This is a genomic window from Chitinophaga sp. RAB17 (assembly GCF_052114225.1).
Taxonomy (GTDB): domain Bacteria; phylum Bacteroidota; class Bacteroidia; order Chitinophagales; family Chitinophagaceae; genus Chitinophaga.
In genome coordinates this window covers 83,790-105,812 of the sequence record NZ_JBFREI010000017.1, presented here as the reverse complement: position 1 = coordinate 105,812, position 22,023 = coordinate 83,790, and the positions used below count along the sequence as shown (strand labels likewise).

General features: G+C 46.8%; 17 protein-coding genes. 10 read left to right on the top strand and 7 right to left on the bottom strand.

Going from position 1 to position 22,023, the window contains the following annotated elements:
• Nucleotides 1-91: 91 nt before the first annotated feature.
• The 4 genes from AB4Z08_RS33180 to AB4Z08_RS33165 all read right to left on the bottom strand — a co-directional run bounded on the left by AB4Z08_RS33180 (nt 92) and on the right by AB4Z08_RS33165 (nt 5,902).
• Nucleotides 92-1,390 carry a hypothetical protein gene (locus AB4Z08_RS33180; protein ID WP_441578092.1) on the bottom strand — a complete coding sequence of 433 codons (1,299 nt, stop codon included), beginning with the start codon at nt 1,388-1,390 and terminating at the stop codon, nt 92-94.
• A 94-nt stretch (nt 1,391-1,484) separates the two neighbouring features.
• Complete coding sequence (locus AB4Z08_RS33175; RefSeq protein ID WP_441578091.1) at nt 1,485-3,785, bottom strand: family 20 glycosylhydrolase; 2,301 nt, start codon at nt 3,783-3,785, stop codon at nt 1,485-1,487.
• A 147-nt stretch (nt 3,786-3,932) separates the two neighbouring features.
• Nucleotides 3,933-4,532: a pseudouridine synthase gene (locus AB4Z08_RS33170; RefSeq protein WP_441578090.1), complete on the bottom strand. Its 600-nt coding sequence runs from the start codon at nt 4,530-4,532 to the stop codon at nt 3,933-3,935.
• A gap of 221 nt (nt 4,533-4,753) precedes the next feature.
• Nucleotides 4,754-5,902, bottom strand: coding sequence for a putative sensor domain DACNV-containing protein (locus tag AB4Z08_RS33165; RefSeq protein ID WP_441578089.1), 1,149 nt, complete (start codon nt 5,900-5,902; stop codon nt 4,754-4,756).
• 273 nt (nt 5,903-6,175) lie between these two features.
• Here AB4Z08_RS33165 and AB4Z08_RS33160 point away from each other — a divergent pair, with 273 nt between their 5' ends.
• The 10 genes from AB4Z08_RS33160 (at nt 6,176) to AB4Z08_RS33115 (ending at nt 19,387) form a co-directional block, all read left to right on the top strand.
• Nucleotides 6,176-6,760, top strand: a complete 585-nt coding sequence (locus AB4Z08_RS33160) for an RNA polymerase sigma factor (protein ID WP_441578088.1) — start codon at nt 6,176-6,178, stop codon at nt 6,758-6,760.
• 83 nt (nt 6,761-6,843) lie between these two features.
• The gene (locus AB4Z08_RS33155; RefSeq protein ID WP_441578087.1) at nt 6,844-8,007 is read left to right on the top strand and encodes a FecR family protein; all 1,164 of its coding nucleotides are present in this window, start codon (nt 6,844-6,846) and stop codon (nt 8,005-8,007) included.
• A gap of 238 nt (nt 8,008-8,245) precedes the next feature.
• Nucleotides 8,246-11,632: a SusC/RagA family TonB-linked outer membrane protein gene (locus tag AB4Z08_RS33150; protein WP_441578086.1), complete on the top strand. Its 3,387-nt coding sequence runs from the start codon at nt 8,246-8,248 to the stop codon at nt 11,630-11,632.
• Nucleotides 11,633-11,653: 21 nt separating this feature from the next.
• Nucleotides 11,654-13,552 carry a RagB/SusD family nutrient uptake outer membrane protein gene (locus AB4Z08_RS33145; RefSeq protein ID WP_441578085.1) on the top strand — a complete coding sequence of 633 codons (1,899 nt, stop codon included), beginning with the start codon at nt 11,654-11,656 and terminating at the stop codon, nt 13,550-13,552.
• A 30-nt stretch (nt 13,553-13,582) separates the two neighbouring features.
• Complete coding sequence (locus AB4Z08_RS33140) at nt 13,583-14,749, top strand: DUF5000 domain-containing lipoprotein (RefSeq protein ID WP_441578084.1); 1,167 nt, start codon at nt 13,583-13,585, stop codon at nt 14,747-14,749.
• Nucleotides 14,750-14,774: 25 nt separating this feature from the next.
• Nucleotides 14,775-15,959 (top strand): DUF4998 domain-containing protein, encoded by a 1,185-nt coding sequence (locus AB4Z08_RS33135; RefSeq protein WP_441578083.1) that lies wholly within the window; start codon nt 14,775-14,777, stop codon nt 15,957-15,959.
• A gap of 6 nt (nt 15,960-15,965) precedes the next feature.
• On the top strand, nt 15,966-17,312 hold the full coding sequence (locus tag AB4Z08_RS33130) for an alpha-L-fucosidase (protein WP_441578082.1): 1,347 nt from the start codon (nt 15,966-15,968) through the stop codon (nt 17,310-17,312).
• A gap of 237 nt (nt 17,313-17,549) precedes the next feature.
• On the top strand, nt 17,550-18,248 hold the full coding sequence (locus AB4Z08_RS33125; RefSeq protein WP_441578081.1) for a CDGSH iron-sulfur domain-containing protein: 699 nt from the start codon (nt 17,550-17,552) through the stop codon (nt 18,246-18,248).
• A gap of 136 nt (nt 18,249-18,384) precedes the next feature.
• Nucleotides 18,385-19,089, top strand: coding sequence for a 3-keto-disaccharide hydrolase (locus AB4Z08_RS33120; RefSeq protein WP_441578080.1), 705 nt, complete (start codon nt 18,385-18,387; stop codon nt 19,087-19,089).
• 1 nt (nt 19,090) lies between these two features.
• Entirely contained in the window at nt 19,091-19,387 is a 297-nt protein-coding gene (locus tag AB4Z08_RS33115; protein ID WP_441578079.1) for an isochorismate lyase, read from the top strand.
• A 4-nt stretch (nt 19,388-19,391) separates the two neighbouring features.
• Here the strand turns inward: AB4Z08_RS33115 and AB4Z08_RS33110 are convergent, their stop codons facing one another.
• From AB4Z08_RS33110 to AB4Z08_RS33100, 3 genes are read right to left on the bottom strand one after another with little or no spacing between them, the layout of a single operon-like run.
• Nucleotides 19,392-20,414: an MlaD family protein gene (locus AB4Z08_RS33110; protein WP_441578078.1), complete on the bottom strand. Its 1,023-nt coding sequence runs from the start codon at nt 20,412-20,414 to the stop codon at nt 19,392-19,394.
• 3 nt (nt 20,415-20,417) lie between these two features.
• Nucleotides 20,418-21,191: an ABC transporter ATP-binding protein gene (locus AB4Z08_RS33105; protein ID WP_441578077.1), complete on the bottom strand. Its 774-nt coding sequence runs from the start codon at nt 21,189-21,191 to the stop codon at nt 20,418-20,420.
• Nucleotides 21,192-21,194: 3 nt separating this feature from the next.
• Nucleotides 21,195-21,989: an MlaE family ABC transporter permease gene (locus AB4Z08_RS33100; RefSeq protein ID WP_441578076.1), complete on the bottom strand. Its 795-nt coding sequence runs from the start codon at nt 21,987-21,989 to the stop codon at nt 21,195-21,197.
• Nucleotides 21,990-22,023: the final 34 nt, after the last annotated feature.

The window sequence follows — 22,023 nt, the reverse complement described above, 5'->3', positions numbered from 1 at the left end:
TCTACGCGTATCTTAAATTAATTAAATTCGATACAGGTAAGGAGCGCAAAAATACACTTTTACATCAAATTTTACATTAAATATTATTAAACTACCCGCGAAACAGCACAAACCATTCCGGATGCGAACGAATCAATGTGGCGATGCCCCATATCAGCAAAGCCATACCCAGCGCACCCCAGCCCTTTTTGTTCTTCCAGCTCCAGCCGAATACTGCCGGTACTTCCCAGTACTTGATGAGTAAATATACCACCAGGCCTCCCATACCCTCCCAGGTCAGGAAAAGCAGCCCCCGTTGGGCTCCCACCATTACAGTGGCAAACAGGAAAATCAACGTCATCACCTGCAGCCACCAGTAATTTCGCGGTCCGCAATGCGTCACTTCTGCAATCGACAACACAAACAACAGCCCCGCCACGAAAATAGTCAGCATCAACAGCGACTCATACAACAGTACCGGTAATACCAACAGGATGATCCATATCACTATCGATATCACGATATAAGCAGCTAAACGCCGGTCCTGGGCTCTCAGATGAGACTCCCGGAACGGAAACAACACCCGGCTTAAAATACCTTCCATACCACGCAAAGGCGGCAACGCAAAGATGCCGATCATCACCGGCACAATCACTTCGTAACGGTACCAGGTATCCGGACACACCCACATTACCCGGAATATCGCCACGGAAACGAGTAAGGCTGGAACTGATATATTCACAAATATCCTCAGCGGACTATACTCATTACTATAGCTGCGCCGGATAACATCCACATACTGTTTGGCGCCATGTTGACGTGTAGCTATCGCCGTTAGTTGCGTCCATATCAGCGCAAATCCCAGGTGGATTACCGCCGTGCGGAGCATCACGTCCAACAACATCGGACCAAAGTAAACGATGGCAATACCCACTGCCAGCAATTCCCAGCTGAGCATACGTGGCGAAAACAACCGGCGGAATACCCCGGAAAAACGCAGCACCAGCCATTTCCATATTCCCGGCATATACTTACCCAGCAACATCAGCAACGCAAAGGCGCCTATCAATCCCGCCAGTCCCAGTAACAGCCGGGAAGCGGTAAACACACCCCGGAGTGCCTGTAAACGGGAAGGCTTCTTAATGGAATACACCAGCTCTGTATTAGCCAGTAGCTCCGTAGCCAGCAACTTCCCATCCTCTTGTGAAATATTGGTTAGCTCCGTTTGATGCTGCCGCCAGAAGCTGTCTGCCTGTGCCGGAGTTGCCCAGGTGTTTAACGTACCATACTGGTACAACAATGTTTTTTGCTCTCCACTAAGGGAGGCCAGTATTTTTGCCAACGCAGCATCCGTTGCAAATGCCGCCTGACCAATGGTTAACAGGAACAATAGTATTTTTACAATGCGCATAATGCCATAAAAATAACAAAAAAAAGTACTTTATATAAACAAAAAAGAGCGGATAACTTATCGTCATCCGCTCCTATAGTCAGGTATTGCTTTATTATCTTCCTGCTCCAAACCAGCTGTCAGGCACCGGTTGCAGCTTGCTGCTATTCACACTGTATTCCAGTTTAAGGGTATAACCACCGCCACCTTCTACAAATGCTACCTTAACCGGATGCCAGCCTTTCTCCAGTGCTACCTGCCCGCTCTTTTGAAAAGGAGCATGCCAGCCATCATTATTCACTACTTCCTGGTCATCTATATATAATATTCCTCCGTCATCAACCGTCAGGTAAAAACTGTAAATACCGGTAACAGGTACGTTGATATAACCCTGTATGCGGGCGCCGAAAGCACCACCACCCTTGCCCATCCCTTCCGGAATAATGGCATTGTTTACGCGGATACTGCTGTCGGATTGTGCTTTAATTTTAGCAGCGCTTTTAAAAGTACCTGCATAGTAATCCAGTTTCAAACCCGGACGCGCATCTTTAACCACCGTAGCTTTGCGGTAAGCTTCTTTGCGATAGTGCAGCGTATAGATATCACCCCGGTTGCCTGCAGGGCTGAAAGCCGCCAGCTTAATGGTTTGTGGCTCACTGATGGTATAATGTGCCGGCAGTACGGTGGCATTGTCACCCGGAATAGTGCCGTCTGTGGTATAGCGGATAGTCATATCCGTTAGTGGCTTCTTCACCTCCAGGGTCCCATTGTCTACAAACACGTTATCTTCTGTAAACCCATCCAGGTCAGGTAAACGATAGTGCACCCCCAACAGGTCCAGGCGCTTATATTGTTCGTTCAGCCGTTGGAGGTAGCTGTCGTATTCATTGCGGTTCGTCCACAACACTTCCGCCAGGGCAGTCATACGTGGCATAAACATATAGTCCGCTCGTTTTTCTGAAGGGATGTATTCTGTCCAGATATTCGCCTGCGCTCCCATGATATGGGTAGACTCATCTGCTGTTAATCCTTTCGGAATCGGCTGGAAATGATACACGTTATAAATGGAATTGCGATCAGGCATACCATCGAAGTACAGTGGATTTCCGGGTGTCATGATCACCTGGTTGCCATGCCTGGCTGCCTTTACCGGCGCATCAGGCACCCATGAGCGCCAGTACATCAGCACTGCAGTAGGACTGATACCACCTTCCAGGATTTCATCCCAGCCAATCAGCGTTTTACCTTTGGATTGGAAAAATTTCTCCATCCGTTTTACAAAATAGCTTTGCAGCTCTTCCACCGTTTTCAGGTTGTTGGCTTTCATCACTTCCGCACAGCCAGGCGCTGCGGCCCAACTGGTTTTCTCTACTTCATCGGCGCCGAGGTGAATATATTTTGAAGGGAATAACTCGGCGATCTCTGTAAACACATCTTCGGCAAACTTAAAAGTAGATTCGTTACAAGGGCAAATAGGCGTGGAGAAGGTTTTGCCCCAGCCCAATTCACTGCTGCAAGCCAGGAATGGATAAGCCCTGATGGCCGCCATCATATGTCCGGGCATATCTATTTCAGGAACAATTTCGATATGACGTGCAGCCGCATAACGGATCACGTCTTTCATCTGCTCCTGTGTATAGAAGCCACCATACAATGTTTTACCATCTTTATGGATGATATGTGAGGTATCAATGGCCATATCAGGATTGTTCACCGCCTTTTGCATGCACACCGAATCCTGGTTGTTGAATTCCCGCCATGCGCCCTGAGACGTCAGCAACGGGTACTTTTTTATTTCAATGCGCCAGCCCTGATCATCGGTCAGGTGCAGGTGCAGCTTGTTCATTTTATATAATGCCAGCAGGTCAATGAATTTTTTGAGATAATCCACCGAGAAGAAATGACGCGACACATCCAGGTGCATGCCACGCCAGCCGTAGGCCGGATGATCTTTCAACTGCATCGCAGGAAGAATGATTTTTGTCAGATCAGGCGTACTTGCATCTTCTATGCTGGCCGGCATCAGCTGCCGCAAGGTTTGAATAGCCCGGAAAAAACCGGTGCCCGTTTTCGCGGTGATCAGCAACTGCGTTCCGCTGATATCCAGCGTATAGTCCTCCTCTCCTGCCAGCGCAGGGTTCTGACGTAATACAATCGCACCTTTCGCCGCCTTCTTCGCAGTTGGCAGCGGCTTACCCAATGCCTGGGTCAACAACAGTTCCAGTTGTGCCGTTTCAATTAAAAATGGCGTTGGGTCCTCCGGCAATACCAGGCTGGTAGCCGGGGTGATCACAAATGTGCCGGTTTTAGCCACCAGTTGTTGCGGATAGGGAATGATGGGGTAGCGCGGTGACTGCGCGAAAGTAACCTGCAGCGCTAAACACAAAGCCCCTGCAAGCCAGAAAAGTTTCCTCATAATAATATCTCGTTAAAACATGATTCCAAAGCGCAAACGTAATAAGAATCAACCCGTTAACCTAATGCGATCTTCTCTAATCCTGCGGCAAAATTGACGACTGCGCTGGATACATCTTTATAAAAAACAATTTCCAATATGGATGCACTAATCTTTATAGTCATCAATTTTCAGCAGGGAAAAAAATTCTTCTTCCGCAAACTCCTTTACTTCTCCCGGCTGTAAATCCCCCAGCAGCAAATCTTCAATGGATACGCGGATCAGGCGCTGACAGCGGTGATGCACTGCTCCTACCATTTTTCTTACCTGGTGAAATTTCCCTTCTGTCAACGTAATCGTTAACCAGGTATGTGGTGCATTATTAGGTAGCTCCCGGGGATGATCAAATAAACCGGGAGGACGGTCTACGATGTTTACGCGACAGGGGGTGGTAATATATTCCTGCCCTTCCGCAACGCAAATGGCAACACCGTCTTTCAGCCGTTGTAAAGTAGCCTCACTCATGATGCCCTTTACCCTTACCAGGTAGGTGCGCTCATGTGGCGCCTTGCCCTGGAATAACAGCCGTGTTACTTTTTTGTTGGTGGTTAATATTAATAATCCTTCCGAATCATTGTCCAGCCGTCCGATCGCATGTGTGCCTTCCGGAAAATCAAAATCCAGTTCCCCCAGGAGTCTCACCGGATGCGAGCTCACAAACTGCGAAACCATGTTATGTGGCTTATTAATAATAAAGTATCGATCCATATAATGGTTGCAAAGTAAAGAATATTCCAGCGGGTATTGTCTTTGTCCAGGATTATACTGATTATACTGATTTTTAACTTTTTTGAATTTAAAAGATTTTGGAAGATATAAGCGGATAAGTCTATCCACTTATATCTTCCAAAATCTTTTAAATCCGGAAAATCATAAGAGTAAAAATCAGTATAATCAGTATAATCCTGGACAAAGACAATACCCGCTGCTTACAACAACAATATATCTATCCGGTGTGCCTGTACCAGTTGTTGCCGGGCCGACCAGGAAAATACGGTAAAATAGCCATCCTGTGAAGCCACCAGTGCATGCGAATCGTGCTGATCATGCACAAACTGTGCGGCCGACAAATGCCGGGTACCACCAATCGCCGAAGGATGGATCAACGTTGGAATACCACCTTCAATAGGCTCTGCCAGCAATACTTTATCTACCGGCCAGGCATCTTTGGCCCGGGTTATTTTAGCGCCAAAGGCGAGTAATTCCTGCTGGTCGTTGACGATGGTAGCCCCGTCTACCGCAGTAAGACCGGTAATATTTTCTACTTCTCTCCGAAGGGCATTCTGCCAGAAAATTTCTGTTACACTTTTACCATCATAACGCAGCAGATCCGCTACGCCTGAAAAGGCCGGATGGATAGGATATTGCAGGGGATGTATAATAGAGTCGCGCCAGGCGTCACTTTTAGAAGGTGTTACCAGTAAAATACCTCCCCGCTTATGTGCCCGCATGGATACGGCGATCTGTATGAGTACATTCACCCCATTGTTCCATAAACAGGAAGGCGTGAGGCCCAGCAAGGATTTAAGGATCGGGGGACTGTCAGGCAGCAGGCCACTGTCTTCATTCACCACCTTTATCTGGTCGCCGCGTAATACGGCCACATTGGTAAATTTGCCCAACCCGGCAGCCCGGCGGTGCTTCACCACCAGCAATCCCGGCTCGGAAACGTCCAGTACAAAACAAAGGTTCGGTAATTTAATAGTTGTTCCCCATACATACAGTTCATCTCCCTCAAACCACACGCCTACGTGTATACCAGGACGTTCTACGCCCGGTGCCAGCTTGGTGAGCAGCTGCGGCGTGAGCAACAGCGGCTTCTCAAACAATAAAGGCTTACCTGCCTGTGATGGTGGCAAAAATGCCAGTGATATACGGATTGCGTTGCCTTCTTCTTTACGTAAACTGGCCCAGAAGGCCACATCAATAATTTTCTCTACCTGCCGCGAGGTAGGTACCACGGCGAGGTCATCTTCCCCCTCCTCTTTCGCAGTGGAAAGGTGTTTCTGAAAATGTGCTTCTATGGTCCCGGCTACCTTAGCGGCGGCCTGATACGTTGCTTCATTAACTATTTCCATAATGCCAGGTTCACTTTTAGGTCCGGATTAAACCACTAAATTAAGGCTTTTCAAAATGTCGTGAAAAAAGAGCTTTTAGCGGTTAGCTTTTAGCGGTTAGCTTTTAGGAAATGCAGCGAAGAGGAACATAACATTATCATCCCATTATTCCTTCGCTGCATTTCCTAAAAGCTAACCGCTAAAAGCTAATAGCTAAAATAATATTACTCCCGGCGAATTTACGGTTAACAAGCTATGTTATAATACAGTAATTTGCCTTTACTGTAACCACGTATGGAAGTCAATACCTATAATGAAAGGGAACTATTGTTAAGTCTTGCAAAAGGCAATGACAATGCTTTTGCCGAAGTATTCCATCACTATCGTCACCGTATATACGCTATTGCTTTCCGTTTACTGGGTTCTACCTCACAGGCAGAAGATACCGTACAGGATGTTTTTCTGAAGATGTGGCTGAAACGCCAGGAGCTGCATGAAATCAGCCATTTTAAAGCCTATCTTTTTACGGTTACACGCAATCATATTTTCACCGCACTCAAATTACTGGCCAGGGAACAACTCATGGAATCAGAACTCTCTGCTACCATGGTCAATAATATAAGAGAGGCTGCCATGATTCAAAAAGAATATGAACAGATTCTCTTAAATGCCATCGCTCAGTTACCTCCTCAACAGGGACTCATCTATAAATTAAGTAAAGAAGAGGGACTGAAAAGAAATGAAATTGCAGACCGCCTGCAATTATCTCCCGAAACCATCAAAGTCCACCTGGCTAACGCTATGCGCTCTATCCGGGCCTTCTGTCTGGCACGTATGGACCTTAATACTTTCCTCCTGCTGATATGCCTTTGTTGCTAAATCGAATTTTTTTTTCGGGGCACTAACCCATCGGCTCCTTTTTATCGTCTCCTTATTCAGACACCATTATCAAATCGCTTTTCATGACAGTATCCCGTTTCAGATACCTGTTCAGTCGATACTACTCCGGGCAGTCCACGCCGGAAGAACAACAGGAATTTATGCTCCTGGTAGAAAAGACAGAACATGACGAAGAACTAAAGCAGCTGCTGGATGAACTCCTGCTGGATGCAGACGACGTTGGCGCCATGCCCGATGATACCGCGGCCAACATGTTACAGCAAATCATGCAAACAACCTCCGGGGGCGTTGCACCAGCGCCCATCCGCGTGGTACCGCTCTGGAAACGGGCCGCCATTGCCGCATGTATCCTGGCAGCGATTTCCGTTACCGGCTATAAACTGTATCAGAAAAGCAGCCCTGTTAATATGCCTGTGGCCAGCAGCCACCCGGCCCAGCCTAAAAATGAAAAGGCCAGACTCGTACTCGGCGACAACTCCGTTATTGACCTGGAACAAACGGATACAACTACCGTAGCAGTACAATCAGGCGTATCTGTAAACCAACAAGGAAATCTTCTTTCTTATAACAGCAACAGTGCCATTATCACGCCTACTGTCAATACCATATATACCAACAAAGGTGGCACCTACCAGGTAGTACTGCCTGATGGCACCAAAGTATGGCTGAATGCCGCATCCTCTATCCGCTTCCCTACCGCATTTACAGATAGCACCCGGGAAGTAGCCATACAGGGAGAAGTTTATTTTGAGATAGCCCCGCAGGCCAATCAGCCCTTTATTGTAAAAACCAATACCACCAAAATAGCCGTGCTGGGCACCCACTTCAATGTCATGGCCTACGAAGAGGAAAAAGATATCTGTACTTCTCTGCTGGAAGGCGGGGTGAATATTATCAACGGGACATCGGTAAGACGTTTGTTGCCCGGACAACAAGCGCTGGTAAACAGAGAACATAATGGTATCAGCATCAGCAACGCAGATGTAAATGCCGCCATCGCCTGGAAAGAAGGACGCTTCGAATTCAATGGTAATATCAAAACAATTATGCGGGAGCTGGCACGCTGGTATGATCTGCAGGTGATCTATGAAGGCGAAGTTACCAATAAGTCTTTTGCCGCTACTTTTTCCAGGCAGGATAGTCTGAATGATATCCTCGAACAATTAGAATTAACAGGTACGATACATTTTAATATAGCAGATAAAACCATTACCGTAAGTCCTTAAAAAAAACCTACAATCGATAGTTATGAAAAAAATGATTAGTCAACCAAATTCGACAACAGCTTAACATTTGTTCTAACATCCGGCAGTGAATAACGACAGACGACAGGCACGTCAAGGCGTAGCTATGTCCTCACTTACCAGAATCTATTCATCTTATTAAACGCACATGATGCACCTTTTACAAAAAGCCCGCCACCTCAAACGGCGTGGTCCATCAAACCAAAAACTATTTCGCTTTATGAAACTAACCTTCGTATTGCTGCTATCGCTGGTGCTGCAGGCTAACGCCAACGGATATGCGCAGTCAGTCACCCTGCACGTAAAAGCCGCTTCCCTGCTGGAAGTGTTCAAAGCTATCCGGCTACAAACAGGGTATGTGTTTGTCTTTGATCTGCAGATGATCGACAATGCCAAACCCGTAAACTGCTCACAAGACGGTGCTCCGCTGGAACGTGTGCTGGAAGATATCTTCAGGGACCAGCCACTCTCCTATTCCATCGTTAAAAAAACAATCATCATCAAAAAGAAAACGGTCATCCGCTCCTCTGTCCCGGAAGTGGCCCGTATTAAAATAAAGGGGCAGGTGACAGAAAGTAACGGTAGCCCCATGGTAGGTGTTACGGTAGTCAACAAATCAGGCCGCTCCAATACACTGACAGATGACCTGGGTATTTTTACGATTGAAGCTAACCTGGGCGACAGCCTGTTATTTACCATGATCGGCATGGTACCACAAACGGTAGCTGTAAAAAGTGATAAGCTCATTAAAATAGTGATGCAGCAAAAAGTATCTGATGTGGGAGAAGTAGTGGTGGTAGCCTATGGTACCCAGAAAAAAGCCAGTATGGTAAGTGCGGTCACCAGCATCAACCCTAAAGAGCTGAAAGGCCCTACCAGCAACCTTACTACCATGCTGGCCGGTCGGCTATCGGGTGTTATTTCCTACCAGCGCAGTGGCGAACCGGGAAGAGATAATGCCAGCTTCTTCATTCGCGGTATCACCACTTTTGGTACCGGTAAAGTAGATCCGCTGATATTGATTGATGGAATGGAATCCAGCACCAATGACCTGGCCCGCTTACAGCCAGATGATATTGCCGGCTTTTCTATCTTGAAAGATGCCACCGCATCCTCCCTGTATGGCGCCAGGGGCGCCAACGGCGTGGTACTCGTGACTACTAAATCCGGTGTGGAAGCAAAAACATCTTTTAACGTACGTTTCGAAAATTCGATTTCCAGCAATACCCGTAACTTCCATTTTGCAGACAACATCACCTACATGAACCTGGCCAACGAAGCAGTGCTCACCAGGAACCCGCTGCGGGATGTACAGTATTCGCAAACCAAAATAGACCATACTGCTGCCGGCGACGACCCGCTGCTATATCCCAATAATAACTGGATAAAACAACTGATCAAAGACTACACCGTTAACCAACGCACCAACTTTAACCTGAAAGGCGGCGGAAAAGTAGCCCAGTTTTATGTAGCCGGTACTTACAATGTAGACAATGGCATATTGAACGTAGATAAACGAAACAACTTTAACAGCAACATCAAATTAAAAAATTACTCGCTCCGTTCCAATGTTAATATAAACCTCACCCCCACTACTACCGCCATTGTACGTACTTACGGACAGTTCGATGAATACAACGGACCCGTAGGCGGCGGTGGTAGCCTGTTTTCACAAACAATCTGGGCCAACCCGGTGATGTTCCCGGCAGCATATCCTGCCAGTTACGCACCGGAATTGAAACATCCGTTGTTTGGTAACGCCATAAAACCCGGATACAACAGCATGCCGGGCGATGGTGGCAACCTCTATAATAATCCTTACGCCAACTCAGTTTCCGGTTATTCGCAATACAATACTTCTACCCTGCTGGTACAGGCAGAATTAAAGCAGGATTTCAAATTCATCCTGCCAGGACTGAGTGCCAGGATGATGGGATACACAGAACGTTATTCTTACTTCGATCTGACACGTCAGTACACGCCCTATTTCTATACCATGAAATATGACCAGTATGATAAGATCCCTCAACTGACTTCACTCAACACCAATGGTACGGAGTACCTGAACTATAGTCCCGGTAGTAAAACGATGACGACGACTACCTACATGGAAGCCGCCGTGAACTATAACCAGGACTTTAATAAAGTACATAGTGTTTCCGGTATGCTCATCGGTTTGTTCCGTAACTACCTCACCGCTAATGCCGGCTCCCTGCAGTCATCACTGCCCCACCGTAACCAGGGTATTTCCGGCAGGTTCACCTACGGCTACGACAACCGTTACCTGACAGAATTTAACTTCGGCTACAATGGCTCTGAAAGATTTGCCAGCAACCACCGCTTCGGATTTTTCCCCTCTGCCGGTGTTGCCTGGAATATACAGGAGGAAAGCTTTTTTCAACCACTTAAACATACCATCGACAAACTGAAGCTGAGAGCCACTTACGGCATCGTAGGCAATGACCAGATCGGTAATGAAAACGACCGCTTCTTCTACCTCTCGGATGTAAATATGAATGACGGCAGCAAAGGTGGCTACTTCGGAGAAAGAGGAGAATACTATCGCAATGGTATTTCTATTAACCGCTATGAAAACAGGGAAATCACCTGGGAACAATCCTATAAAACAAACCTCGGTTTGGAGCTGGGCCTGTTCAATGCGGTAAATGTACAGCTGGACGTATACCAGGAACATCGTAAAAACATTCTCATGACCCGCAGCACCATCCCCAGCACCATGGGGCTGAATGCCTGGACACAGGCCAATGTGGGTGAAGCTTCCGGTAAAGGAGTGGATCTCGCGGTAGACTATACGAAAAGCTTTAACAATAATTCCTTCATACAATTCCGTGGTAACTTCACCTATGCTACCAGCAAACTGCTGGTCAATGAAGAGCCTACTTATCCGGAAGCATACCGTTCACGCGTAGGGCAATCACTTTCACAGAACTATGGATACATCGCAGAAAGATTATTTGTAGATGACCAGGAAGTGGCCAACTCGGCTTACCAGAACTGGGGCCAGGTAGTGATGGGCGGAGATATCAAATACCACGATGTAAATGGTGATGGTCAGATTAACAGCGCTGATGCGGTACCCATCGGGTTACCCACTACGCCGGAAATCACCTATGGATTCGGATTTTCTTTTGGCTACAAACAACTGGATCTGAGTTTCTTCTTCCAGGGCTCTGCCAGGTCTTCCTTCTGGATAGATTCCTACAGCACCTCACCATTTGTATTGAATGGCGGTGGCCAGCACGGCCTGCTGCAGTCTATTGCAGACGATCACTGGAGTGAAAGCAACAGAAATCTCTATGCTTTCTGGCCGCGACTGAGCGACTACTTTGTGGCAAACAACAACCAGACTTCTACCTGGTGGATGCGCAGTGGCAACTTCCTGCGGTTAAAATCAGTAGAGATGGGATACACTGTACCCAAACGCTTGCTGGACCGCATACACATGACCACCGCCCGCATCTATGCCAATGCCTCTAACCTGTTTGTGATCAGCAAATTCAAAACCTGGGATCCTGAAATGGGCGGCAACGGACTTGGATATCCGGTGCAACGTGTAATAAATCTGGGCATTAACCTGGGACTTTGATTCACCGATTAATTGTGCAACATGAAACATATCACTACTACATTATATACCCGCTCCTTCCGCCAAAAAGCAATGCGCATACTGCTATGCACACTGCTGCTGCAGTTTACTGCCTGCAAAAAATTCCTGGATGTGGTGCCGGATAATATCGCTACCATCGACAATGCATTTACCATGCGCGCAGAAGCAGAAAAATACCTTTTCACCTGCTATTCTTATCTCCCTAAATCTGCCGATTTTGGGGCTAATCCTGCGCTACTTTCCGGTGATGAATTCTGGATGGTACGCCCTTACAGCACCGATGAATCCCCATGGCAAATTGCGCAAGGCTTCCTGAGTGCTAACGTGATCTATATGTCGCAATGGAGCTATTACTTCAGGGGACTCCGCGATTGCAATATCTTCCTCGACAATATTAATAAAGTGGTAGATATGCGCCAACCCGAAAAAGATCGGTGGATTGCGGAAGTAAAATTCCTCAAAGCCTACTATCACTGGGTGCTGCTGCGCATGTATGGCCCCATTCCGATTATAGATCATAATCTTCCTATCTCCAGTCCGATCCAGGAAACGCAGATACCGCGCCTGCATGTAGACACCGTATTCAACTACATCTCCCGCCTGCTCGATACCGCGGCTATTGGTTTACCGGAACTCATTACCGACAGATCCACTGAGCTGGGACGTCTTACCAAACCCATTGCACTTTCCATCAAAGCACGTATACTGGTCACAGCCGCCAGCCCACTGTTTAACGGTAACCCGGATTATACCGGTTTTAAAAATTATGATGGCACGCCCCTGTTCAACCCGGCATACGATCCTGCCAAATGGACCAAAGCGGTTGACGCCTGTAAAGTTGCCATCACCGAATGCGAAAAAATGGGGATGCTGCTATATACTTTCGATCAGCTGGGTGTCATCCTCTCTGATACCATGACCAGGCAAATGTCTTTACGCAACAGCGTTTGCGAAGAATGGAACCCGGAAATCATCTGGAACAATTCCAATGCGATGAACTACGACATGCAACGGCAGATGATGCCCCGCCTGGATCCCGCCCGCATCGGTAACGAATCCGTAGTAGGCAGCGTAGCACCTACCATGAAAATAGCTGATCAGTTCTACACAGATAAAGGCGTGCCTATCAATGAAGATAATACCTGGGACTATGCCAACCGGTTGAAGTTAAGAACCGCCACCAAAGCAGAAGGAGAGCTCATCCAGGAAGGCTACACTACCGTTGCCACCCACTTCAACAGGGAACCTCGTTTCTATGCAGACCTCGCATTTGATGGCGCCATCTGGAGCATGCAGAAAAAAACTTTCCATATAGAATCAAAAGCCGGCCAATGGCAAACCAGGAAAAACATTTACGATAATAACGTGACGGGTTACTTCTGCAAAAAAATGATTAACTGGAAAAATGAAATACTGGAAGGACAAGGCCTCTATGTAAAAACATACAGCTGGCCCGAAATGCGCCTGGCAGACCTCTACCTGCTGTATGCAGAAGCGTTGAATGAACAAAATGGTCCTGAAGCAGAAGGCTTCAAATACATCGATAAAGTAAGAGCCCGCGCAGGATTGCCCACCGTGCAAACTGCCTGGACCAACTACTCCAAACAACCAGGAAAATTCCAGACCAAAGAAGGATTCCGACAGATCATCCACCAGGAAAGACTCATAGAACTCAGCTTCGAAGGTGCCCGCTTCTGGGATCTGCGCCGCTGGAAAAAAAGTATGGAAGAACTGAATAAACCAGTTACAGGCTGGGACGTAGATCAGTCAGATCCAACTTTCTATTACCGCGTCAGAACATTGTTCCGTCAAACATTCCAGACACGGAATTATTTCTGGCCGCTGGATAGCTGGGATTTACTCAACAATCCCAAACTGGTGCAAAACTTTGGATGGTAACTTTTTCCACTTACGTAAACAGCCGACAACATGAAACCGTATAATTTTTTAACATTGCTCACCGGCGCTATGCTCCTGCTGGTAGCCGCCTGTCAGAAAGAAACACACACGCCCATAAATACCACGGGCAATAAACCGGATGTGCTGAAAAATCTGAACATCACCAATATGCCCGGTGCTGCTAAAATCAGCTACAGCCTCCCCGATAATAAGGATATCCTTTACGTAAAAGCCGTATACAATATCCAATCAGGAAAGCAACGCGAAATAAGATCATCTTACTATAATAACTTCCTCGTGGTTGATGGCTTTGGCGATTCACTCGCCCACGACATCTCCCTGTACGTGGTAAGCCGCAATGAGGTAGCTTCTGATCCGGTGGTCACCAAAGTAAAACCATTGTCGCCGCCCATGATGAACGTACGCAACTCATTAATAATAAAAGAAGATTTCGGTGGTATCAACGTTGCCTTTACGAACGACAGTAAAGCGGATCTGGCCATCGTTACACTCACCACAGACTCCTCCGGCGTATTTGGTCCGGCGGATGTACATTATACCAAACTGGAAAAAGGCAATTATTCTGTAAGAGGCTATGCAGCTACCAAAAGAAAGTTTGGCTTCTATGTGAGAGACCATTGGGGTAATCAATCAGATACCATCCTGCAGGAACTCGTTCCCATCTTTGAAAAACTACTCGACAAAAGTACTTTCCGGGAGGTAAAATTACCGGGAGATACAGACTTCGGATGGGGCTACCCTATCTCCGGTTTATGGAACGGTACCATGTGGCACTCCGCCGATAAACTGGACGGATTCCCCATGTCCATCACCTTTGACCTGGGTGTCACCGCACAGTTGAGCCGCATTGCATTGTGGCAGCGTCCTAACGAATGGATCTACCTGCAGAACAACGTCCGCAAATTTGAAATCTGGGGATCAGTGAACCCCGCCTCAGATGGCAGCTGGGATAGCTGGACCCGTTTAGTTGAGCATACCGTGGTAAAACCTTCCGGTTTACCAGTGGGGCAAAAAACACAGGATGATATAGATGCCTCCATCGCCGGTGAACAAATGACCGTGCCGCTGAATGCACCAAAAGTGAGGTATATACGCCTTAAAATTCTGCGTACCTGGACTGATGGCGGTTATGCCGCTAACATCCAGCAAATGAAATTCTGGGGTAACGACAAATGATGATCATCTACCTAAAAAAAAATTTATGCGCACACTTAGCTATATCATAGGCTGCCTGCTGTTATTCTCGGCTTGCCGCAAGCAGGATGACTATAAAAGATTTATAAAAAACGGTGAAATACTTTACACCGGCAAAGCCGATTCCCTGCAAGTACATCCGGGACGTAACCGGGTACAGCTCTCCTGGCTGCTCATCGCGGATCCCAAAGTCAGCAAATCAAAAATCTACTGGAATAACCGGAGAGACTCTGCTGTCATAGCTATTAAACGTACCTCCGGCGTTGATACCATCCGCTTTATTATTGACAAACTGGAAGAAAGGGCGTACGGTTTTGAAGTATTTAATTATGATAAAGATGGTAATATCTCCGTAAGAACTGAAGCGAATGGTTTTGTGTATGGTAGTTTATATGAAGATGCATTACTCAGCAGGGCATTAGGTAATACAGAAATGAAAAACGGCAATGCGGTGATACCCTGGGCAAACATTGATACCACCGGCGGCATCATCGGTATGCAGCTGCAATACTCCACCAGCGATCATGTACTGCACGACACCATCATTCATGCAGAACCCGAGATGCAGATAACTACGCTGCCGAATTATCTTTCCGGCAGTAACTTCCGCTACCGTACCCTGTATATTCCGGATCCGCTGGCAGTAGATACTTTTTATACCTCGTTCGCTACCTCTGGTATAAAAGAAGATGTCACGTTAACGTATATACTAAATCCTGGCGCTCCTTTCGTCCGGGATGCCGTACAAATGCCTGGCGGGCGTTTCGGACAGCTGAAAGACTGGAAATATAACAGCGAAGCAGGCAGGAATGGTACCTATGATGAAATAGGCGGACAAGGCCGACTGACACTCTGGATCTGGGATAACGGCACCATCACCAATGGTAAAATATACCAGACCTTTACGCTGCCGCCAGGAAATTACAAGTTTGAGGCAGATATCTCCAACATCGACAACACCCTCGAAAGCACTTACCTGGTAGTGGCCGCCGGCAATCAACTGCCCGATGTTAACCAGATGAATACTGCGCTGGGCTTCGCAAAAATTGTCGATAACAACAATAAGTATGCATCTGCAGGATTTAGTCTGCCCGCTACCACTACCGTTACTGTGGGATTCACCGGCACCTATACCTCACCCGCAGAACAAACCATCCGTGTAAATAAAGTATTACTGATCAAAGATAAATAACGACACATGCTAAAGAAACAACTGCTGATAGCAGCACTGCTATTCAGCCCGCTCATCTCCGTGCAGGCACAGGAGTTAAAAAGAATAGGTACGGAAACAGCCGCACAGAAAGAACAACGCATGGCCTGGTGGTCACATGACCGCTTTGGAATGTTCATCCACTGGGGCTTGTATGCCATGCCTGCCCGTCATGAATGGGTAAAGCATAACGAGCAGCTGACCAACGCACAATATCAAAACTACTTTGACTTATTTAATCCCAATCAGTTTGATCCGAAATCCTGGGCCAAACAGGCAAAGGCCGCTGGTATGAAGTACGCTGTACTCACCACCAAACATCATGAAGGCTTTTGTCTGTTTGATTCCAGGTATACCGACTACAAAGCTACCAACACGCCTGCTAAACGCGACCTCGTAAAGGAATTTGTAGATGCATTCCGCGCAGAAGGTATTAAGGTAGGCTTCTACTATTCGTTGATCGACTGGCACCACCCTGACTTCACCATTGACGTTGTACATCCGCAACGCCCCTCAAATGGCGCTGACAGTACCTTCGCCCGATTGAACCAGGGCAAAGACATGAACAAATACCGCCAGTATATGCGTAACCAGATTACAGAACTATTAACCCGCTATGGTAAAATAGATATCCTGTGGCTGGACTTCTCCTATCCCGGCAAAAATGGTAAAGACAAAAATGACTGGGATGCAGTAGGACTGCTGAAAATGATCCGCAAACTGCAGCCTTCTATTATTGTAGATAACCGCCTGAACCTGGATGAATACGAAGATGGCGCCGACTTCCTGACACCTGAACAGGTAAAGGTGGAAGAGCTGGCAAAGTTCCGTGGTAAAACATGGGAAACTTGTCAAACCTTCTCCGGCTCCTGGGGATATTACCGCGATGAAAACACCTGGAAAAGCACCCACGAATTACTGCAACTGCTGATTGGTTCCGTTAGTAAAGGCGGTAACCTGATCCTCAACGTTGGCCCTACTGCCCGTGGTGTATTCGACTACCGCGCACAAAGTGCCCTCGGCAATATCGGCGACTGGATGAAAGGCAACAGTGAATCCATTTATGGCTGTACCTATGCACCCGAAACATTTCAAGTCCCTGAAAATACGATGCTGACCTACAATCCTACTACGAAAAGATTGTATGTACACCTGCTGGATTACAATGCCCGCGTTGTGCTCCCAGGCTACAAAGGCAAAGTAAAATATGCCCAGTTCCTCCACGATAACTCCGAAGTGAAGTTCACCGCCGACGGAGATAATAGTGTAGTATTATCTCTCCCGGAAAAAAAGCCGGCAATGGAGATACCGGTGGTTGAGCTGGTATTGCAATAACAGCTTTTAGCTTTTAGCGGTTAGCTTTTAGCAAATGTTATGTTGAAAATCATACGCCGATCTTCGCTGCATTTGCTAAAAGCTAACCGCTAAAAGCTAAAAGCTGTTTCAGCAAATGTTATGTTGAGGATCATACGCCGATCTTCGCTGCATTTCCTAAAAGCTAAAAGCTAATGGCTAAAAGCTGGTTCAACTTTTCCGGCTCCCGGTTGTTTATGTTGGTTAAACCCAGTCATCATGAAAGCAGCACCCGGCATACAGGTAAAAGTAACCCCTGACGGTCCCTACGAAGTTTCCGGTACCGTACCATTGCGATTGGAAACCATTGGTACCAATGTACATAAGGAATCAGTGAAATGGGTTCCCGGCAAGGCCTTCACGCCAACAGAACAACCCTTTTATCTTTGCAGGTGCGGACATTCCAAACACAAACCCTTTTGTGACGATACCCATTTAAAAATCCGTTTTGAAGGCACCGAAACAGCAGGACATACGGCCTATGTAGAAGAAGCCGAATTGCTGGAAGGGCCTACGCTGCTGCTCACAGATGTACAGCACCTCTGCGCGTTTGCCCGTTTCTGCGATCCTAACGGACAGGTATGGAGTATGGTCAATGATTCAGATGATCCCACTGTGAAAGCGCAGTTTATTAAGCAGGTGGGCGAATGTCCCTCCGGCCGCCTCGTAGCCTGGGACAGAGAAACACAAACACCAATAGAACCCAAACTGGAGCCCGCTATCGGCATCATTGAAGATCCTGTCAAAGGTATCAGCGGTCCGCTGTGGCTGCAAGGTGGTATTGAAGTGGTAGACGCAGAAGGAATACCATATGAAATACGTAACCGCGTCACTTTATGCCGCTGCGGCGCCTCCGCCAACAAACCCTTCTGCGACGGTTCACATGCGTCAATGGGTTTTAAAGATGGCCTCGAGTGAGGAATTACGAATTAAGAATTACGAATTACGGATTTATGTGAAGATAATAGCGAATAACCTTCGCGTTTACTATCTTCACATAAATCCGTAATTCGTAATTCTTAATTCTTAATTCGTAATTCCTATCGGTTCCTTTATGAAAAAATTCATTTTCTCCTCCTGCATTGCTGCCACTATGCTTTGCGGTGCTGCCAACGTAAAGGCGCAAACGCGCAGTTTATTCAATTTCAAGGACCTTAGCGGCTGGCATATAGATGTACCTGCCATGGACAAAGACAAAGCGGTGAGCAGTCCTTTCCTGGTGCGCAATGGTGTAGTCGTTAGCCTGGCTAACCCACAGGGACATCTCATTACCGATGCCAGTTATGAAAACTATCGCCTGGAAGTACAATACCGTTTCCCCGCCAAACCGGGTAACTGCGGTGTACTGGTATTTGCCTCTACTCCCCGTGTATTGTACGGCATGTTTCCGAAATCAATAGAAGTGCAGCTGCAAAACCAGGATGCAGGTGATTTCTGGTGCATTGGTGAAGATATTACCGTTCCGGACATGGAAAAACGCCGCGGTCCAAAAAGTGAATGGGGCGCAGTAGATGGTAAAAAACGTCGTATCCTCAATCTCACCGATGGCTCAGAAAAACCACTGGGAGAATGGAATACCATGATCATAGAATGTGTGGGCAATGCCATTAAAGTATGGGTAAACGGCGACCTCGTTAACTACGGTACGCAGGCTACTGCCCATAAAGGTCAGATTGCACTGCAGGCAGAAGGGTCTGAAGTGGAATTCCGTAAAGTAGACCTCACCCCTATTAAAGCGCTCTCTGAAAAAGGACATTGATATGAAGCTACCAGAAGCCTGCGAACACATGCAGGATATACGCACCGAGATTGATGCTATTGACCACGAGGTGGTGCAATTGCTGGGCAAACGCTTTGCTTATGTAAAAGCAGCGGCGGCATTCAAAACGAGTGCTACCGCCGTGCAGGCGCCAGAGCGGTTTAAAGCCATGTTACAACAAAGAAGGGAATGGGCAACGGCTGCAGGGTTAAATGCAGACGCCATTGAAAAAATGTACAGCGACCTGGTCAAACATTTTATAGAAGAAGAAATGCAACACTGGCGGGCCAAACAATAGCCTGTCATTTTTGTGCCTGCTTCTCCGCCTTTTCTTTTTCCTGCTGTGCCTTTCTTTCCCGCTTCGCCTGTTTCCTGAAATAGCCACGGAACAGGAAATTATTTCTCACGGCCATCATATTGGTATCCAGCTTTTCTGTGCTGCTTTCCAGGTTATAAATGGTGGCTTTGAAAGCATCCGCCAGCAATGTGTCCTGTAGCAACATGCCTATAGGCGCATTGTGGTTGGCCATGTCGGATTTGATGCCGGCACTGGTGGCCTGCAGGTCCAATACCGTTTTATTGGCATTGTCAGCTACATGATTCATTTGCGCCACTGCTGCGCGCAAATTTGAAAACACCATCGTATCCGTTACCAGGTCATTTGATAATACACCTTTCGTTTGCAGTTTGGAGGCGTATAACGACAAGGCGCTGGTCAGCCGCCGGGTATTGATCACGGCATCGTTCAAACCTGCCATGGTGGAGTTCAGATTCTTGTAAACAGAATCATCTGTGAGTAATTTACCCAGTGTACCTTTTCCATCTACCATTCCTTTGGTAATGACTTTGAGGTTATCTGTAATTTCTACCAGGCTTTTATTATTTACCTGCAGGGTGTTCATGATTTCTTCTGTGCTTAATCCACTGCCAACATGGAGCTGGTCTCCATCTTCAATCACCGGTACATTTGGGGTACCACCGGACAACATCACGATCTTGTTACCCATTAAACCTTCGGAACTGATCCGGGCCTCTACATCTTTATGGATAAACTCCTGTGAGCTCTGATCAATATTCATCAGCACAAGGATCTCATTTGTTCTCACAAAGCTGATTTTTTTCACCGTCCCTATTTTCACCCCGGAGTACAGGATATTCCGGCCCACAGCCAATCCATTCACATCTTTAAATATCGCTTTTACCTGGACAGATTTATTGAATAATTTTTGTTGTTTGCCAAGCATCATGACGGCCGTCACAAAAATTGCCAACCCCAGGAATACAAAGATGCCTACAATGACTGCGCGTTTTTTTCCTGCTTCCATAGCTTATTGTATAAAATTATAGTCGTAAAAACTTTTTATCAATCCTTCCTTTTCGTTGAATACTTCATCAAAAGTTCCCTGCCGTATAAACTTCCCTTCATCCATTACAGCCACCCGGTCGCCTACTTCTTTTGCACAGGTAAGATCATGGGTGATGATAATGGAACTGGTATTGAACCTTTCCTTCACTGCATTGATCAGCTTATTCAGTTCCATACTGGTAATAGGATCCAATCCAGCGGTGGGTTCGTCATACAACATGATTTCGGGTCGCAGGATGAGTGTCCGGCCAATACCGATACGTTTTTTCTGCCCGCCGGATAATTCTGAAGGCAGCTGGTTAATCGTATCCGGTAACCCGATGGCATCGAGTACAATGTCTACGGTCTTCCTGATCTGGTCTTTGGTGAAGTCCCGGTTATTTCGTTTCAGGGGAAACGCCAGGTTCTCACCTACTGTCATACTATCATAAAGGGCGCTGCTTTGAAAAGAGAAGCCTACTTTCAGCCGCAGGGCACGCAGATCCACATCTTTCAGCTGATCTACTTCTTCTCCCAACACATTGACAGTGCCGGCATCCGGTTTTAATAACCCGATAATAATTTTTATCAGCACAGACTTACCCGTACCGGAACGGCCCAGAACCACCACATTTTCACCCTTATGCAGGTCCAGGTCTATGCCCTGCAATACATGCTTTTCTCCAAACGACTTATACAGATCACGTATTTTGATCACTGTTTCATTCATGTCGATATGATGTCCGTTTTCTTTCATATACTATCGGATAGAATTAAACACGTGAACAATAATGACTTCTTCAATAAATATCAGGAACATGGAAACGATTACGGAAACGTTGGCAGCCTTACCTACCCCCATTGTTCCCTGAGAAGCATTCCATCCCTGGTAACAACTCACAATACCGATGGTAAAACCATAAAGGATTGCTTTGGTTAACGCGGTGGTATAATCCAGGAAGGTGATTTGGGCGAAGGCATTATCAAAAAAGGATACCAGGCTGGTTTGTTCGTGGGCATGTACATCAAAATAAGATCCCAGACAGCCTATCAGGGCGTTGTAGAACATGAGCAGTGGTAAACATATGGTCATTGCCGTTACCCTGGTAACGATCAGGTAGCGGAAGGGATTGATGGCAGATACCTCCATGGCATCAATCTGCTCGGTAACTTTCATGGAGCCCAGCTCGGCGCCGATACTGGATCCTACCTTACCGGCACAGATCAGGGCAGCAATCAGCGGAGCCAATGCCCGTACAACGGCAATGGCCACCAGGGAAGGTAGCCATGCCGTAACGCCAAATTCCGATAAGGTAGGGCGCGACTGCTCCGTGAACACCACGCCTGTAATAAACCCCGTTACTGTAACAAGGGCCAGTGACTTATATCCCACCTGGTAACACTGCCGTATAAACTCACCCCATTCTATGGGAGGCCGGAAAGCCTCTCTGAAGAAACGAGCTACAAAGACGGATATATTATAAAAGTTGATAAAAAATCCATCAATTTTGGCGGTAATAACCGGCTTATCCTGTTTTCCGTTGGTAGAATTCATCTGTATGTAAAATGCTTACACACTAATTACAATT